This is a genomic window from Paenibacillus polymyxa (genome assembly GCF_001719045.1).
In the GTDB taxonomy this organism is placed as follows: domain Bacteria; phylum Bacillota; class Bacilli; order Paenibacillales; family Paenibacillaceae; genus Paenibacillus; species Paenibacillus polymyxa_B.
Window position 1 is genome coordinate 5,298,777 of sequence record NZ_CP015423.1, and the last position, 16,224, is coordinate 5,315,000.

Genomic DNA, 16,224 nt, shown 5'->3' on the forward strand with positions numbered 1-16,224 from the left:
GTAAAAAAAATCTGGGGGCAACAGCGATGGGAAGCAACATCCGACTGCGCAGTGGCACCAAAGGTAACTTTTTAGTTATAAAGTAGCAATTCTATGGACGGAAGGGGTGTTCCGTATGAAGGTATCTTTATTTATTACCTGTCTGAGTGATGCGATTTATCCCAAGGTGGGGGAAGCGATGGCACGCTTGCTTGCCAGATATGGTGTTCAGCTGGATTTTCCGAAGGTGCAGACATGCTGCGGACAGCCGTCCTATAACAGCGGGTATTGGGATGAAACGAGGGTTGCGGCCAAAACGATTTTGAAAGCGTTTAACGACAGCGATTTTGTCGTATCCCCCTCCGGTTCCTGCACATATATGATTCATCATTACCCGGAGTTGTTTAAGGATGAGCCCGAATGGCTCGATTCGGCACGGAGGCTTGAGCAAAAGACGTACGAGTTTACGCAATTTATGGTGCAGGTGCTGGGCGTGACCGATGTGGGCGCGTCTTTTCCGCATAAGGTAACCTACCATCCGTCTTGCCATGGCACACGTTTGCTCGGCGTGAAGGAGGAACCGATGAAGCTGCTTGGCAGTGTAAAGGGGCTGCAATTAGTACCACTTCCCTTTGCTGAGGACTGTTGTGGCTTTGGCGGGACTTTCGCGGTGAAAATGCCGGATATTTCGGGAGCGATGGTGACTGAAAAAGTGGACCACATCAGGGAGACCGAAGCCGAGGTACTGGTCGGACTAGATATGGCCTGCTTGATGAACATTGCCGGAAATCTCCGGTATCGGGAGGAGCCAGTTCGGGTCATGCATCTGGCTGAGCTGCTGTACGAAGGGGTGAAGCACGCATGACCGCCGTACACTCACATTCCATGAACCAAAAGGTTAAGAAACGCGCAGAGCTGGCTCTCAATGATGATTTTCTGCGGAATGCAGTTCGTTTCACTACAGAGCGGCTGCGCAACGGTAAGCGGGTGGCCTCAGAGCAGCACGGAAATTGGGAGGAATGGCGTGAGCGCGGGCGCCAAATTCGTCTTCATACCATTGCCCATCTGGACTATTACTTAAATCTATTTGTAGAAAATGCCCGCGCCAACGGGGTGCATATCCATTTTGCCGACACAGCAGCCGATGCCGTACGTATTACACTGGATATTGCTGCGCATAGCCAAGCTCGTTCCGTCGTCAAATCCAAGTCGATGGTGTCGGAGGAGTTACATTTGAATCAGGCGCTGGAGGGGGCGGATATCGAGACGATTGAAAGTGACCTCGGTGAATATATTATTCAACTGGCAGGAGAGCCCCCGTCTCATATCGTCATTCCGGCGATTCACAAAAACCGCTATCAGATTGCCGAGCTGCTGTCCAAAGAAGCAGGGGAGAAACTGTCCGCGGATACGACGATTTTGGCGGGCTTTGTCCGCAAAAAGCTACGTGAGAAGTTTCTAGAAGCAGATATTGGCATGACCGGGTGTAACTTTGCCATCGCCGAGACAGGCTCCATGGTTCTGTTCGAAAATGAAGGCAACGCACGAATGGTATCCACTTTGCCCAAAACGCAAATTACGCTGATGGGCATGGAACGGATTATTCCATCTTGGACGGATTTGGAGGTCATGGCTACATTACTGCCACGATCCGCTACCGGACAGAAGCTGACCATGTACATGTCTGGAATTTCAGGCCCCCGGCGTAGCCAAGATGCTGATGGACCGGAGGAAATGCACATCATCATCGTAGATAACGGACGCTCACTACAGCTAGGCAATCCCGAGTTTCAAGAGTTGCTGAATTGCATTCGCTGTGGTGCTTGCCTGAATGCCTGTCCGGTGTACCGACACATCGGCGGGCACGCGTATGGCGGGACATATAGTGGCCCTATCGGTGCAGTGCTTACGCCTGCCCTTCATGGCAACATCGAAGAGTGGAACGATATCGCGAGTGCGTCCAGTCTGTGTGGTGCGTGTTATGAAGCCTGTCCGGTCAAAATACCGCTGCATGATATGCTGGTATATTTGCGTAGACGTAAGGTGGAGGCGGGACAAGGAGATAAGCTGGAAACGGCAGGAATGAAAGGTTTTGCGACAGTGGTTTCCAGCTCGAAGCGATTCGCAGCGGCGATTCGGCTAGGGCAGATTGCACAGAAAGCGGTCGTCCGTAAGGGCGAAATCACCCTTAAGCTGGGCCCGCTAAAGGGATGGAATACGTACCGCGTAGCTCCCTCTCTGGCGAAAAAATTATTTCGTCAGCAGTGGAACACGCTGGAGCATAAACTGGAGCAGGAACGCAACGTGATGCAGCCGGATGTTCTCAGCCGAATGGAGAAGATTTTGGCAGATAGAAGTAAAGGAGGGACGCAGCATGAGGGAACAGAGTAATCCTTCTGCGCAAGCAAAAGCGGCCCATGAAGCGTGGCTTCAGCAAATGGAAGCAGAATCGCATGCTAAGCAAGTACGCTTTATGGACGGCATCGCGACGCGGCTCAAGCGTCCACGACAGACGGAGCCGCCAGTTCAGCCGTTTCGCGGGGCACCTGCATTTTGGCACGAATTCGAATGGAGCGCGGAGCAGCGCATCGAGGAGTTCACCGCCAACTTTACAAGTGTTGGCGGGCATGTCGTGCGTCTGCCGGATTTGGAGCAGACCGCAGACTGGATCGCGCTCAAAGCGCGAGAGCTGGGAGCGGCCTATATCGTCCGGCAGAATGAGCCGGACCTGGATGCGCTCCAGCTGGAATCGGCGCTGCCGGAAGTCCGTTTATCGGTGTGGAACACCGATCCAGTCGAGGACTGGAAGGCCCGCGCTGCCGAGGCGGATATCGGCATCGTCATCGCCGACGAAGCGGCTGCTTACACCGGTTCGGTAGCGGTGCTATCCTCGCCGAAGAAAGGCCGTGCGGTAAGCCTTTTGCCAACCGCACTGATTATTCTTCTGCCCGTAGAGCGCTTGCGAACACGACTGGGCGAGATTCTAAGTCGCTTTGACGAAGTCGGGCGTGAGCAACTGCCCGCAGGCATTCATTTTATTACTGGACCGAGCCGCTCGTCGGATATTGAAAATGATTTGACGATTGGCGTGCATGGACCCGGCATCGTCTATACGTTGTTAGTGGGCTAGCGTGGAGACCGCCTAACGAGCATGATAGAGGGGAAAACGGGTTTCAAAATCTGTTTGTCTGCGATTGCTTCTAACCGAAATGTGGCCATCGTGCAGCTCAGTAATACTTTTTGTAATCGCAAGGCCTAGCCCGGTGCCTCCAGTTTCCTTGGAGCGTGATTTGTCCACCCGGTAAAACCGCTCAAACAAGTGCGGGACATCTTCCGCAGGAATTGGGGTGCCGTAGTTGGTGCAGATTACCACCGCCTCGTCGTCTTCGCGTCCTATGGTGATATCGAGGCGTTTGCCGTCTTTTCCGTACCGAATAGCGTTGGAAAATAAATTTTCATACAGGCGTACCAGCTCGTCTGTATCGGCTAGAATCCGAACAGGCTCGACGATTCGGACACGGTAGGACATGTCCGCCTGTTCCAGCGAGGGTACAAATTCCTCAGCAAGCTGAGTGAGCAATTTGCCGAGATCTACAGGCTCCAGCTCCAGTGGCAGACTGCCACCGCTCACACGCGTGTATTCAAACAGCTCGTCGATCAGCTTTTTAAGTGTCAATGACTTTTCATAAGCAATGTTCACATAATATCGCAGCTCAATTTCATCCCGATAGCGGTCGGTTTCAATATATTCCAAAAAACCGATCACGGATGTTAGCGGGGTGCGAAGATCATGAGATACGCCGGTGATCAGATCGTTTTTGGCTTTGGCGGAAGCCCGTTCTTCTTCCAGTGAGAGACGGAGCTTGTCCGCCATGGTGTTCATATTTTTCGCCAAGGTACCCAGCTCGTCCGCTGAAGAAACAGGAATCGTATAGGACAGATCTCCATCAGCAAACTCCTGCATCCCCGTCGTAATTTCGCGAAGGTAGCCAATCGTATTATTGGTAAAAAGGAAAAAGAAATAAATATATGTAGGTAGCCCGCCCACCAGCATGATCAGTGGGGACCCAATGTGATTTACGGTCCAGCGAACCAGACGGGTGCCAAAAAATGAACGGGAAGGGTTCAGCCATAGCAGCAAGGATGCTCCATAATAAAACACCATCAAAATCAGTCCGGTTAGAGCGAAAGCGGCAAGGCTAAGGGCTGCCAGCTTCCATCCCAACGTGTCATATCGTTTTGCCTTCAAGACGTGAATCCTCCATTAATCGAATTTTTCCATTTTGTAGCCGATGCCCCACACCGTTTTCAGGTATTTGGGTTTTCTCGGATCAGTCTCAATTTTTTCGCGAATTTTACGCACATGAACCATCAGCGTGTTGTTGGATTCCAGATATTGCTCTTTCCACACTTTTTCATAGATCTGCTCCATGCTCAGTACTTGACCACGATTACGGGCCAACAGCTCGACAATGGCAAATTCGCGCGGGGTCAGCTTAATGGATTCTCCGGCGAGAGTGATCTCATGCGTAGCAGAATTAATGGTGAGTTCGTCCAGTATCATTTCATGCTCCAATGCAGGGGAAGAGTGGGTATATTTCCGTACTCTGCGCAGCTGGGATTTGATGCGTGCCACCAGCTCCAACGGGCTGAACGGCTTAGTGACATAATCATCGGCCCCAACGCTAAGTCCTGTGATTTTGTCCATATCTTGTCCCTTCGCAGACAACATAATAATCGGAAAATGCTCGGTTTCCCTGATCTTCATGCATGCTTCAACCCCGTCCATATTGGGCATCATCACATCAAGCACCATCACATCTATCGATTCCCGACTGACTTGCTCCAGCGCTTCCAGTCCGTCTCGTGCCATAAGCAGCCGATATCCTTCATTTTCCAAATAAATTTGCATCAGCTTAATAATTTCAGGTTCATCGTCTACTAATAAAATGGTTCCGTTATGCATGGTTGCGCACCCTTTCTGTTCTTTCTAGCAGTAAACAATATGGGCGTATTATATACCTTTTTAAAGATGGAGGCTATGGACACTCATCTCAGTTCGCTTGCTTGGGGTCGTCAGCCTTTGGATAGTGCTGTTTCAGTTGAAGAAATACGGTTTTCTTGCTTGAATTGTCTTTTTTCTATTTCTGGTAGTTGACCGAACAAGATCCAAGCAAATGGCAGGAAACGGGAGATGATCGACACGACGAGCCAAGAGCAAAGAAGTGCAAAGAAAAAACCTCCGGCATACCACACATGAATAAGCTGCGGAGAACCGATATGTGGTGAAAACTGCCGATACAGGAGCAGGAAGAACGGATGAACCAGATACACACCAAACGACAGTGTGCCCAGACGTTCCAGTTTGCGAGTGACAAAGGAATGTTGTCGTCTAAACATTAAAAAGCAAATCTGTAGTATTACCAGCGTGCTAGACAGGCTGTACATATTATACATAAGTTCAAAAACTAGCGAATTGTACGAGATTCCGTACATTCTATTTTCGTACCACATATAGACATGCATGGTGGCTGAAATCAGCCATAAACCCCAAATTGCGATCCATGTCAGCACGCCGGCAACACTTCGTTCCCCCTTACGCATCAGAAACCACGTTTTCAGCTGTGGGTAGTAGTAACCGAGAGCAGCACCCAGCATGTAGCAGGCTATATAAGACAGTGCCCAACTGCCCTTATTTTGAACCTGAAATAGAAATTTATTTCCAATAACAAATGACCACTGTACCAATAGCCCAAGGACAATAGACCATTGTGGAAGTTGCCGACAACGCTGGAACAGCCACAGTACGAATGGAAATGCGAGATAGAATTGCATCATGATAAAAATATAATATAAATGAGTATAAGCTTTGCCTGTGGCCAGTTTCAGAGCAAAGCTCTTCGCAAGTGTGGCTATATTCCATGGTTCGGAGCTGCCAGCCATAAGGGACAGAATGAAATAAAACAGAGAGAACATGACATAAGGTAAGAGGATGTACAGCAATCTCTGCTTATAAAAGCGGCTTAAGAGCTGTCGTCCCATCGGACGATCCTTGTAGTTGTAGAACAGCACCATGCTGCTAAGCGCGATAAATACGGGGGTTCCATACTTCATCAACACATTGAGGGCATTGTATACAACATATAGGCTGGAATTTGTAAGCTGAACCGTTGCATAAGAAGTGGCATGTACCATCAAGACGGCTAAAATCGCCATGGCTCTGACCAACTGTAATTCGGGAATTTTTTCTTTGGTCTTAGGCTTCATAAGCTTCATTTCCTTTCAGGAGTGAACTGTATCTTGTCGAACTCTTTCTATTAAAAGATAAAGTTCTTAACAACCTGAAAGGGAACGGCTTAAGAAACGCTTATGAACTTCTTAACTTTTGTTAAGAATTGAGGATTTTGCAAAAATCCCATAAGCGACTTCCAATGAACAAGATATAGATCGAAATGGTTTAGTTCGTCTATATATTGCACTTTGGAGCGACTGGAATCGAATTTTGCAAAATCCTGAAATTAAAAAGAACTTCCATAGCCTCAAAATGAGTGGCATGGAAGTTCTTTTTTATACTCATGTTCATTCGTTATTTGCAACGTTTGATAGGTGCGCGTCTAATCTGTCCACGAATGGCACCGTTCGGATGACGGATCGTGTGGACATTGACGTAGGCATTGCCCTCTCTAATTTGGCACACCAAATCATAAATGGTTCTGCCTCTGAGCGGACCGGTAAGATCACAAGCACGAAGCATGCCGCTAACGACGCCTCTTCTAACGGTTATCCCAAACTTCGAAGGACCAAACAGTGTAGCAACAACAGGGCCATTTTCACCTCTTCGGCCCAGATGAATATGCGCTTCGGTTACCCGTGAGATATTGCGTACAGTCAGTTCAAAGCTTAATTGTTGGCTCGTTGGACGGTAACGAAATTCGGCTGTTCCTGTCGCATTTGTTCTGACAGGAGGCACTTCATTAGCCCCCCTTAAGGTGGCTCTAAACTTATTAGACATGACACCCCTCCTTTCCCAGTGTTGGTTTAGTGTATTCACAGGGCCAGAGAAAGGGCTGTACATTAGCCTATTCATCAGAAGTTGTGTGTTTTACAAGTTATTCAGTCCAAGCACAAAACAAACTTTTTCATAGTCTATGAGTATCTGCTAGAGAGAGGAGGGGAAACCATGGGAACATTTATTGATGGAAGAACATCCCAAAATGCTTCGACAGCCAACTCTATTGCCATTCCGATCACTCTTTTAAATACACCTCAATTGTTCGGGCAGATCGGATTAAACACACAGGGAGCTACAGGTACGCCACGGGTTCTGCTTAAAGGAACCATATCGCTTCAACTTCCGCTTGCTTTAGTCGGGATAACGATCACTATTGTAAGAGGTACCCTAGTCACTGACCCTGTTGTTTATTCGGCTACGTCTACTTTCAGTTTGAGTTTATTAGCTCCACAGGTTATTGCGTTCTCAGCCGATGACTTTAACCCGCCGATTACACCACAATTGGTTTATACAGCTTTTGTTTCTGCTAACCTGCTGGGTACAGTACGAGTAGGTCCAGAGAGCTTTGACGGAATTCTGGTTGCGGATTAATGTAGTAATTTTGATATGACGAAATATGCTTCATAAAGCTTCGCAGTTGTAACTGCGAAGCTTTTTTGTGTACAAGTACAAGTTTCAGCTTAACGAATAAACTACTTTTCTTTTGCATAAGAATTACATAGGTATAAACCTGCAACAATGGGTAGAATTTTATGTATACGCTTACAAAAAACGAAATATCCTTTGCTTCATACAATTAAAAATTTGGAGGAGGAATGAAGAATGAAGTGGAAAAAAGGATTGACTGGTATGCTTTTAGCAGCTTTTTTATGTGGTGCACCAGGTGTGGGCATAGCTACCCCGGCACATGCATCCGCTGGCGAGTACAAGTTTGATTTTGGTGGAGGTACGGTCGAAACGGGTTATACTGGAGTGAGCGCTTCGCTGTCCTATGACTCAGCACGTGGCTATGGCTTTCGTACCCCTGAGAATATGCGTAATGTCGGTGCTTCGGGGACTGGAGTGGCAAGCGATGCGGTACGGTTCCTGGCTACAGGTACGAAAAGCGAGAATACTTTTGACGTTGATCTTCCTCCTGGTTTGTATGAGGTGTCGGTTACTTTAGGGGATACCTCTCGTTCGAGTATTGCGGTTGAAGGGGTATATCAGGTCATTAATATGACAGGGAATGGGGCCAAGGATCGCTTTCAAATTCCAGTGACAGACGGACAGCTAAATCTGCTGGTTACTGAAGGCAAAGAGGGCGCGGTCTTCACACTCAGTGCATTGGAAATCAGGCCATTATCTAGCAATCCGGTTACGAATCGAACGATTTATATCGGTGGAGATTCTACGGTTTGTAACTATTATCCGCTAGATAGCAGTGTGCAGGCGGGATGGGGTCAACTGCTGCCAGAGTTTGTGAACACGAATACTTTTCAAATTCGCAATATGGCGTCAGGAGGCCAAATTGCTAGAGGCTTCCACCAGGACGGTCAGTTGGAGGCCATCGTCCAATATATCAAGCCGGGGGATTATTTTATTCTCCAATTGGGCATTAATGACACCAATCCAAAGCATAACGAAAGCGAAGCGGAGTTTAAGGACTGGATGCGGGATATGATCCGGCAGGTTAAGGCTAAGGGGGCGACGGTAATCCTGTCAACTCCGCAAGGACGAGCCACTGACTTTAATGCTAACCATGTACACAACGCAGAAAATAGATGGTATAGAAGCGCTATTTTGGCGCTGGCTCAAGAGGAACAAACACCTTTAGTCGATCTGAATGTTCTTAGTTCAGCTTATTTCACTTCTATTGGTAAAGACGCTACACTGGCCTTGTATATGAATGGCGATACACTCCATCCAAACTATGAAGGTGCAAGGGAATTGGCCCGATTGGTAGCACAGGATTTAAAAAGGCAGGGTCTGAGCGGATTCTAAATTTAAATTAATGGGTTTTCCCCTGCTTCTTGCATTCGTAGGAGCAGGGGTTTTTAGCCTCTGTTCATAGTGCTATAATTATTGAAAAAGCAATAGTAATACGGAGGAATTAGAACATGCAGCCTTTCACTGCCCGTGTGCTTCAAATTATACGGTTGATCCCTGAGGGAAAAGTAATGACTTACGGTCAAATTGCGACAGAGGCAGGAAGCCCAAGAGGTGCCAGACAGGTGGTGCGAATTTTGCATACATTGAGCGAAAAACACCGACTTCCTTGGCATAGAGTAGTCAACCGTTTGGGGGAGATTGCTTTGCAGGAGGATGAGTCCGCATCCCTGCAGCGTCTGTATTTAGAGGAGGAAGGCATACATTTTAATGAAAGCGGGCGTATTCCACTAGATCAATATCTCTATGATCCTCAGGTGGAGATGGAAGAATAGGAATGGAACAAGCTATGCGGTTATATATTGGGTTTGATCATCACAAAGATCCGGGACAAATCAATTATCGATTTGTCCCGGATTTTTTTATCTAGCATACGAAGCAGATAACTAGAGGTAATCTGTTATTTATAGCATAAGATTCATTTGTCATTTTATCCGATAAGATGCTGCTGATCCCGTTGGGCAAGGTGAAAAGAAATGCTGTTCATCAGCGGTATATCGTTGTTTTTCCGGGCTTCCCGGATTAGTTGTTTCTTTTTTTGTTCTGATTCACGTAAAAAGCGGGTCATCCACAAATCAGACGGTTCGTTAGTGGTTGTCATGCGAGATTCTTTTATCATCTATTAACCCTCCCAGTGAGCGGCTGTTATTCTTTCTCTAGTATATGTTCCAAACCTTAATAGATGCTGTTGGTTTCCTTAAAATTAGCTGAAAATTAGGTAAAGTTCAGGTAAAAATAGCTTGAATCAATGTCTTATTGGACGAAAAGTAGTATAAAGCGAGTAATCAGGAAGTAAAGGTTACAAAAATGTATTGTTTTGACACCTTGTACCAACATAAACCTGAAAGTACAATTAGAATGCAAAGAGTTCGTGGAAATTTATGTCGAAAAGAATGGAAATGATTCGAAGAACGCACGAAAGGGGAGAGATTCATCTATGAAGCAAAAAGCGGCTGCCGTGCTGCTTGTATTGTCCTTATCATCAGGCTTGGCCTCCACTGTACAGGCTGAGAGTTTATCAGGAAATGTAGCATCAAGTACGTCAGTTAGTCCATCCGCTGGGGCTACATCGAAGACATCATCCGTAACGGGTCAGGCTTTACCTACATTGACACTCAAGCAGGCCGCGGAATGGGCACAGACGAACAGTTACAATACGCGTACCGCCGAACGGGACGTAGAGCGTCGCAGAATGGAACTGAAAAATGCAGAAAAGGATCTGGGGAATTCACCTGTCGATTTTATAGACAATGAGTATGTTGATGATGAAACGTCATGGAAGAATTACAGTTCCTCTACCTTATCCTATCTAGCCAGCAAAAAGCAGGCGCAGTTCGCCAAAGACCAGATTTATTTTAATGTGATGAAAAGCTACCAAAGTGTGTTTGTAGCAGAAAACCAGGTGAAAAATGATCTGGAAGCGCTTGAAATTGCTCAAGCGGAGGAAAAGATTGCACTTGCTAAATTTGCGCGCGGCAAGCTGTCTGAGTATACGAAAAACGAGAGTACACAGGCCAGAAGCCAGGCTCAGCAAACAGTAGAGCAGGGGAAAATTGCGTTGCAAAAATCCAGAGATGCTCTGAACTTCCTTATGGGACAGCCTAATGGAACAGCTTATGAATTGGTTGATCGACCCGTGTACAAGGAACCCAAAAAACTGGATATCGAATTACATATACAACAGCTGACAGACATGAATCCGAATTTATGGAAGCTGGAGGATAGTATCAAAACTTCGGAGCTCAATGTGAGATACTTCGATTTTAACAGCGGCGCAGGTGCTTACGATCTAGCTAAAATGGATGTCGATACAGCCAAAGAGGAGCTCGCCAAAGGTCAAAAGGATTTTGCTGAATCACTCCGCAATTTGTATGCCACGGTTAAGGAAAACCAAAAGAAATACGTACAACTGGAAGAAAGCTTGCGTACGGCAAAAGAGGCCTTGGAGTTATCACGCAAAAAGTGGGCCAGAGGTCTAATTATCGAGACGGAGTTGAAAAATAATCAGCTAAAAGTGAACCAGATTGAACGGCAAATGGAAGAGCTGGCGATCGAGTTGGATCAAAATGAGTATACGTTGAACAAGCCATGGAGCACATAGGGAGGAAACGGCGTTGGCAGAAACGGTTTTAAATGATGCTTTAATCAAGTTACGGAAAAAACGGAGAAAAAAGTGGATATGGACTGCAATTGTTCTACTGGTTGTAGGTGGAGGCGGAGCGGCAGTATATCTGAATCTGCCCAAGGAGCAGGAGGCACCTTTAGTTCAGGATGAGACGCTTAAAGTAGAGCGCGGCGATGTGAGTGAGAAGCTGGACACGTCCGGCACTGTGCAAGCATCCAAGGAAGTGAAGTTAAACTTCACGAGTGCAGGTGATAACAAGCTGGCAGCGGTAAATGTGAAAGCCGGGGACAAGGTGAAAAAAGGACAGGTGCTGGCTCTTCTGGACAGTTCAGAAATTAAAATGCAAATTCAGACTGCGTCTGATACTTTGGAAATATCCAAAGCCAAGCTGGCTGAATTAGAAAAAGGTCCGAAGGCAGAGGATATTGAAATTCAGAAGACAAATGTACTTCGGGCCAAAATGGCTATCGATACAGCGCAAGAATCATTTGAATTGGAAGAAGCCGAAAGTCAGAAGAAAACTTCCCAAAAGCTGTTGGAACAGGCGCGAAAGGCATATGAAGACCAAAAGTTTTTACATGATGCCGGTGCGGTGTCCAACAGTGAATTGGAGCAGGCAGAGCAAGCACTGGATAAAGCACAGACGGACTATGATGGTCTGGATCTGCAGTTCCGCAAAATCATGTCGCAAAAACGTCGCACCATTTCAGAAGCTGAAATCGGATATCGTACGGCAATGGCAGAGCTTCGCAAAATTCAGGTTCCTGCTGATGCATCCAATATTCAAGCCTCACGGATAGAGGTTCGAAGACAGGCGACGGAACTGGAGCAGAAGAAAAATGAATTGAACAAGCTTCAGGTCACAGCACCTTGGGACGGAGTGATCTTGAAGGTGAACGGGGATGTGGGGACTAGTCCGACCGCTCCATTCATTGTCATGAATAACTCGGATTCCAATGATCTTAAGGTAGTTGTAAAGGTAAGTCAGACCGACATTGTCAAAGTAAAGAAGGGTCTTTCAGCCGTGTTGACTACCAATGCCTATCCGGGTGAATCTTTTCCAGGGAAGGTGCAATTCGTCTCACCGGAAGCCTCTACGGATGAAGGGATGACGACGTATCTGATGGAACTGTCTGTCCATGACCCGAAAGGCAAGCTCAAAACGGGCATGATTATGAATGTGGCCGTTATTTTGGGAGTACACAAAAATGTACTGTTCGTACCTGCGACTGCGCTGAGATCCGAAGGGGGACAGGATGGCGTGTATGTTGCCGCCAATAATGCTGCGAATCCAGGGGCGCGCACATTCAAGCCCGTAGAACTCGGATTTTACACGCCAGATCGAGTCGAGCTCAAGTCAGGTGTAAAGGAGGGTGACACGCTTATTGTGCCTGCTCCTGAACCTCCGCCGGATCCTTCCGCTATGGGCGGCATGCAGGGAGGCTTTTAAACGGGTATGAGATACGTCATTCAGATTGAGGATTTGAAAAAAGTGTACCAGGTCGGAGATCAGGAAATTCATGCCCTGCGTGAGGTACAACTTGATATTGCTGACGGTGATTTTGTTGCGATCATGGGACCGTCTGGATCAGGCAAGTCCACGATGATGAATGTCATCGGCTGTCTGGATTTACCTACATCGGGACAATTTTATTTGGATGGCTATTCGATATTAGATGCCCGCGAGGATGAACTGGCTATTATACGTAATCAGAAAATCGGATTTGTATTTCAAAAATTTCATTTGCTCCCGCGAGCAACGGCTTTGGAGAATGTGGAACTGCCTATGATCTATGCGGGTATTTCTGCCAAGGAGCGTCGTTTACGGGCAATGGAAGCCCTCACTAGCGTAGGTCTAGGCGATCGGATGAACAATAGGCCGAACGAATTGTCAGGCGGTCAGCAGCAGCGGGTATCCATTGCGCGTGCACTTGTGAACAATCCGGTTATTCTCTTGGCGGATGAACCGACAGGCGCATTGGACTCCAAAACAAGTGTTGAAATCATGGGGATTTTTCAGCGTCTGAATGATCAGGGGAAAACGGTTGTATTGGTTACTCATGATCAGGAGGTTGCGGAATACGCCAAGCGTCTGATTCATTTTCGAGATGGGCGGATTGAAGAGGATCAGCCTGTTGGGAAACGAAGAATGGCGGCAGAGGAAGTGAAGGCATGAAGTTTAAGGAAATTATCCGTGTGTCGCTCAACAGTTTGCGAACCAATATGCTGCGATCTTTGCTGACCATGGTGGGTATTATTATCGGAGTGGCCGCTGTGATTATGATTGTAGCCATCGGTAAAGGATCAACGGCTACGATTACATCTCAGATCAACAGTATGGGAAATAATCTGCTGATGATTTATCCTTATGCTCCATATGATGGATCAAGTTCCATGTCGTTTAATCAGACAAAAGGAATATCTCTGGAAGATATCGAGGCGCTAGAGCAGCAAAAAGCAGTAGCCGAGGTGGCGCCAAGTGCGATGACCAATGCAGATATTACATGGAGTCGCAATAAGGTCAGCGGGCAAATTGAGGGGACTTCGCTGGCATTTGTTCATGTGAGAAAGCTGTCGCTAGCTCAAGGTAGGTCCTTTACCCACTATGAAGTGGATAAACGAATGAATGTGGCTGTGCTTGGGAGTGATGCGGCCCGTAATATTTTTGGTCCGGATGCTTCCAGAGCGGTCGGTGAGACGATCATGATCAAACAGCTTCCTTTTAAGGTGGTTGGTGTGCTGGCAAATTCCAATTCCAATATGAGTAACAGTGGTCAGCAGGTATATGTACCGATTACAACGGGGATGGAACGGCTAGGCAATATGAGTATTCAGCAGGTGAACGCCTCCGCAACAACAGAGGAGAAGATTAGTCAGGCAAGTGCTGAAATTCGGCAGGTGCTACGTGTCAGACATGAGCTAAAGCCATCAGAGGGTGATGATTTTCAGATTATGACCCAGACGGAAATCTTAAAAACAGTGTCCGGGGTTGATCGGATTATGAATATGTTGCTGGCCGGTGTAGCTGCAATTGCGCTTGGCGTTGGTGGTGTCGGCATTATGAATATTATGCTGGTGTCCGTTACGGAACGCACAAGGGAGATCGGGATTCGCAAAGCGATTGGTGCGCAGCGCAGTGATATTATGTTGCAGTTTGTGGCTGAGGCTGTTTTTCTCAGTCTGATGGGTGGACTGGTCGGCGTAATGGTGGGTCTCGGAGGTGCAAAGCTGCTCGAGAAATTCGTCCAAATGCCGATTGTGTATTCGATAGAGCCCGTGCTGTACTCTTTTCTGTGCTGTATGGCAGTCGGGGTGTTGTTCGGAGTATATCCGGCGCGGAAGGCGTCGAAGCTACGTCCGATTGATGCTTTAAGATACGAATAAGGGAGCGGGTACTTCGCCTTACTCGAAAGAGCAGGGTGTAAGTACCCGTTTTTTGTGTGTAATAAGTGTTTTAAATGAGGAAAAGACATGAATAAACACTTTAGTTTTATATATATGATGTTTTATATGATTTTTAAGGTTGATTTATTGTTATATATGACGTATTATATTCAATATCAGATCGAAAGAAAAAAGGAGGGACGTTCATCATCGACCTTACGGCAAGACAAGTAGAAATTTTAAACATTGTACAAAAGCATGCCCCGATTACCGGGGATCAGATTGCGGAAATGCTTAATCTTAGCAAGGCGACCATTCGGACCGACTTATCCAAATTGGGCATTCTGAATTACATAGATGCAAAGCCCAAGGTCGGATATTTTGTTGGAAAACGGGGCACGCCAAACCGGGAGGAAAAATTCCGTCTGTTGCAAATGAAGGTCGGCGATCTTCACGGGGTTCCAGTCATCGTACGTGAAACAACCACGATTCAGGAAGCTGTCGTGGCTCTCTTTTTGGAAAATGTGAGCAATTTGATCGTCACCGATGAAGACGGAGATTTGGCAGGGGTGGCTTCCCGCAAGGATTTGCTCAAGGTAACGTTAGGCAATCCCAATGCAGCAACCATTCCTGTCAGCCTTGTGATGACCCGACAGGCGAATGTTGTCACCGTTTCCCCAGAGGATACAGTATTAGAGGCAGCGCGCAAAATTATTGCCCGTCAAATCGACAGCCTGCCTGTCGTCGTCCCTTCCGACTCCGACAAGCCAGGGGAGCATTGGAAAGTCGTGGGACGCATTACAAAAACGAATATTATTAAAATGTTGCTCGATATGGTAGCAGAGGATTAATGGGAGGAATCGAATGGTTCAGGCGAGCAGTCATTTTATAGCGATCTGTTCAGACTCGATTGGCGAAACGGCAGAAGCTGTCGTACAGGCGACCATGCGCCAATTTGAGTTACCAGACACAGAGATCAAAAGATTTATGAACGTGAGGGATGAAGACGAGCTGAGCCGGGTGATGGAGGAAGTTGCCGAGCGTAAAGGCTTTGTAGCTTATACGCTGGTACAGCCGGAATTGAGAGAGGCGATGAAAGAGGAGGCTGTCCGGCTGAATGTGCGGGCTGTCGACATTATGGGACCGATGATGCAGGCGTTTGCCGATACGTTCCATGACGATCCCAAAGAGAAGCCTGGTCTGCTGCATCGACTGGACGACAACTATTTTCGCCGTGTAGAGGCCTTGGATTTTGCGGTTCAATACGATGATGGCAAAGATGTGAGCGCCATTCTTAAAGCGGATATTGTATTGCTTGGGGTATCCCGTATTTCCAAAACCCCTTTATCCATGTTTCTCGCGCATAAAGGTTATAAAACGGTCAACATACCGGTTGTACCGGAGCTGACACCGCCTGTTCAATTGAAGGATGTTCAGCGTGGTCGAGTGTTCGGATTAACGATCGAGCCAGAGTTACTGTTAAAAATACGCAGTGAGCGACTAAAGGTTATGGGGCTTCCTAATAATGTGCAGTATGCTACAGCGACGAGGGTGGAAGAGGAAATAGCGTATGCGC

Annotated in this window: 17 protein-coding genes (1 of these 17 cut by a window edge); 12 read left to right on the forward strand and 5 right to left on the reverse strand. The window is 47.1% G+C overall.

Going from position 1 to position 16,224, the window contains the following annotated elements; translation table 11 throughout:
* Positions 1–115: 115 nt before the first annotated feature.
* The 3 genes from AOU00_RS23975 to AOU00_RS23985 are packed head-to-tail and all read left to right on the forward strand — an operon-like array spanning position 116 to position 3,109.
* Complete coding sequence (locus tag AOU00_RS23975; RefSeq protein WP_069291832.1) at positions 116–844, forward strand: (Fe-S)-binding protein; 729 nt, start codon at positions 116–118, stop codon at positions 842–844.
* Positions 841–2,370, forward strand: coding sequence for a LutB/LldF family L-lactate oxidation iron-sulfur protein (locus AOU00_RS23980; RefSeq protein ID WP_069291833.1), 1,530 nt, complete (start codon positions 841–843; stop codon positions 2,368–2,370). Before AOU00_RS23975 ends, AOU00_RS23980 begins: the two co-directional genes overlap by 4 nt.
* On the forward strand, positions 2,354–3,109 hold the full coding sequence (locus AOU00_RS23985; protein ID WP_069291834.1) for a LutC/YkgG family protein: 756 nt from the start codon (positions 2,354–2,356) through the stop codon (positions 3,107–3,109). The genes AOU00_RS23980 and AOU00_RS23985 overlap by 17 nt, the downstream gene beginning before the upstream one ends.
* Positions 3,110–3,121: 12 nt before the next feature.
* Here AOU00_RS23985 and AOU00_RS23990 read toward each other — a convergent pair whose 3' ends face one another.
* From AOU00_RS23990 to AOU00_RS24005, 4 genes are all read right to left on the reverse strand, one after another.
* Positions 3,122–4,228, reverse strand: coding sequence for a sensor histidine kinase (locus AOU00_RS23990; RefSeq protein ID WP_069291835.1), 1,107 nt, complete (start codon positions 4,226–4,228; stop codon positions 3,122–3,124).
* A 15-nt stretch (positions 4,229–4,243) separates the two neighbouring features.
* A complete protein-coding gene (locus AOU00_RS23995; protein ID WP_069291836.1) occupies positions 4,244–4,945 on the reverse strand; it encodes a response regulator transcription factor in 702 nt (233 codons plus the stop codon).
* 110 nt (positions 4,946–5,055) lie between these two features.
* Positions 5,056–6,246, reverse strand: a complete 1,191-nt coding sequence (locus AOU00_RS24000) for an acyltransferase (RefSeq protein ID WP_069291837.1) — start codon at positions 6,244–6,246, stop codon at positions 5,056–5,058.
* A 319-nt stretch (positions 6,247–6,565) separates the two neighbouring features.
* Positions 6,566–6,991: a CHRD domain-containing protein gene (locus AOU00_RS24005; RefSeq protein ID WP_069291838.1), complete on the reverse strand. Its 426-nt coding sequence runs from the start codon at positions 6,989–6,991 to the stop codon at positions 6,566–6,568.
* Between the two features lie 168 nt (positions 6,992–7,159).
* Here AOU00_RS24005 and AOU00_RS24010 point away from each other — a divergent pair, with 168 nt between their 5' ends.
* The 3 genes from AOU00_RS24010 (at position 7,160) to AOU00_RS24020 (ending at position 9,414) form a co-directional block, all read left to right on the forward strand.
* Entirely contained in the window at positions 7,160–7,582 is a 423-nt protein-coding gene (locus AOU00_RS24010; protein WP_069291839.1) for a hypothetical protein, read from the forward strand.
* Between the two features lie 231 nt (positions 7,583–7,813).
* Positions 7,814–8,974: a rhamnogalacturonan acetylesterase gene (locus AOU00_RS24015; protein WP_069291840.1), complete on the forward strand. Its 1,161-nt coding sequence runs from the start codon at positions 7,814–7,816 to the stop codon at positions 8,972–8,974.
* A gap of 116 nt (positions 8,975–9,090) precedes the next feature.
* The gene (locus AOU00_RS24020; RefSeq protein WP_069291841.1) at positions 9,091–9,414 is read left to right on the forward strand and encodes an MGMT family protein; all 324 of its coding nucleotides are present in this window, start codon (positions 9,091–9,093) and stop codon (positions 9,412–9,414) included.
* A 155-nt stretch (positions 9,415–9,569) separates the two neighbouring features.
* On the opposite strand, the gene AOU00_RS24025 is transcribed toward AOU00_RS24020, so the two are convergent.
* Positions 9,570–9,758 (reverse strand): hypothetical protein, encoded by a 189-nt coding sequence (locus AOU00_RS24025; RefSeq protein ID WP_013370989.1) that lies wholly within the window; start codon positions 9,756–9,758, stop codon positions 9,570–9,572.
* Between the two features lie 318 nt (positions 9,759–10,076).
* On the opposite strand from AOU00_RS24025, the gene AOU00_RS24030 reads away from it, so the two are divergent.
* The 6 genes from AOU00_RS24030 to AOU00_RS24055 all read left to right on the forward strand — a co-directional run.
* The gene (locus tag AOU00_RS24030) at positions 10,077–11,240 is read left to right on the forward strand and encodes a TolC family protein (RefSeq protein WP_069291842.1); all 1,164 of its coding nucleotides are present in this window, start codon (positions 10,077–10,079) and stop codon (positions 11,238–11,240) included.
* Between the two features lie 13 nt (positions 11,241–11,253).
* On the forward strand, positions 11,254–12,714 hold the full coding sequence (locus AOU00_RS24035) for an efflux RND transporter periplasmic adaptor subunit (protein WP_069291843.1): 1,461 nt from the start codon (positions 11,254–11,256) through the stop codon (positions 12,712–12,714).
* Positions 12,715–12,720: 6 nt separating this feature from the next.
* The gene (locus tag AOU00_RS24040; RefSeq protein WP_061832084.1) at positions 12,721–13,440 is read left to right on the forward strand and encodes an ABC transporter ATP-binding protein; all 720 of its coding nucleotides are present in this window, start codon (positions 12,721–12,723) and stop codon (positions 13,438–13,440) included.
* Complete coding sequence (locus AOU00_RS24045) at positions 13,437–14,648, forward strand: ABC transporter permease (protein ID WP_069291844.1); 1,212 nt, start codon at positions 13,437–13,439, stop codon at positions 14,646–14,648. The genes AOU00_RS24040 and AOU00_RS24045 overlap by 4 nt, the downstream gene beginning before the upstream one ends.
* 236 nt (positions 14,649–14,884) lie before the next feature.
* Positions 14,885–15,499: a helix-turn-helix transcriptional regulator gene (locus AOU00_RS24050; RefSeq protein ID WP_223822107.1), complete on the forward strand. Its 615-nt coding sequence runs from the start codon at positions 14,885–14,887 to the stop codon at positions 15,497–15,499.
* Positions 15,500–15,512: 13 nt separating this feature from the next.
* A protein-coding gene (locus tag AOU00_RS24055) for a pyruvate, water dikinase regulatory protein (RefSeq protein ID WP_069291845.1) crosses the window boundary here: on the forward strand, positions 15,513–16,224 show its 5' portion. Its footprint extends 92 nt past the window's final position; 712 of the gene's 804 nt are visible here — the first part of the coding sequence; the start codon lies at positions 15,513–15,515; the stop codon falls past the right edge of the window.

Excerpts from the sequence above, each read along its gene's own strand:
- AOU00_RS23975 (WP_069291832.1), top strand. The coding sequence starts at position 116 with ATGAAGGTATCTTTATTTATTACCTGTCTGAGTGATGCGATTTATCCC.
- AOU00_RS23980 (WP_069291833.1), top strand. The coding sequence starts at position 841 with ATGACCGCCGTACACTCACATTCCATGAACCAAAAGGTTAAGAAACGC.
- AOU00_RS23985 (WP_069291834.1), top strand. The coding sequence starts at position 2,354 with ATGAGGGAACAGAGTAATCCTTCTGCGCAAGCAAAAGCGGCCCATGAA.
- AOU00_RS23995 (WP_069291836.1), bottom strand. The coding sequence starts at position 4,945 with ATGCATAACGGAACCATTTTATTAGTAGACGATGAACCTGAAATTATT.
- AOU00_RS24000 (WP_069291837.1), bottom strand. The coding sequence starts at position 6,246 with ATGAAGCCTAAGACCAAAGAAAAAATTCCCGAATTACAGTTGGTCAGA.
- AOU00_RS24005 (WP_069291838.1), bottom strand. The coding sequence starts at position 6,991 with ATGTCTAATAAGTTTAGAGCCACCTTAAGGGGGGCTAATGAAGTGCCT.
- AOU00_RS24010 (WP_069291839.1), top strand. The coding sequence starts at position 7,160 with ATGGGAACATTTATTGATGGAAGAACATCCCAAAATGCTTCGACAGCC.
- AOU00_RS24015 (WP_069291840.1), top strand. The coding sequence starts at position 7,814 with ATGAAGTGGAAAAAAGGATTGACTGGTATGCTTTTAGCAGCTTTTTTA.
- AOU00_RS24020 (WP_069291841.1), top strand. The coding sequence starts at position 9,091 with ATGCAGCCTTTCACTGCCCGTGTGCTTCAAATTATACGGTTGATCCCT.
- AOU00_RS24025 (WP_013370989.1), bottom strand. The coding sequence starts at position 9,758 with ATGATAAAAGAATCTCGCATGACAACCACTAACGAACCGTCTGATTTG.
- AOU00_RS24030 (WP_069291842.1), top strand. The coding sequence starts at position 10,077 with ATGAAGCAAAAAGCGGCTGCCGTGCTGCTTGTATTGTCCTTATCATCA.
- AOU00_RS24040 (WP_061832084.1), top strand. The coding sequence starts at position 12,721 with ATGAGATACGTCATTCAGATTGAGGATTTGAAAAAAGTGTACCAGGTC.
- AOU00_RS24045 (WP_069291844.1), top strand. The coding sequence starts at position 13,437 with ATGAAGTTTAAGGAAATTATCCGTGTGTCGCTCAACAGTTTGCGAACC.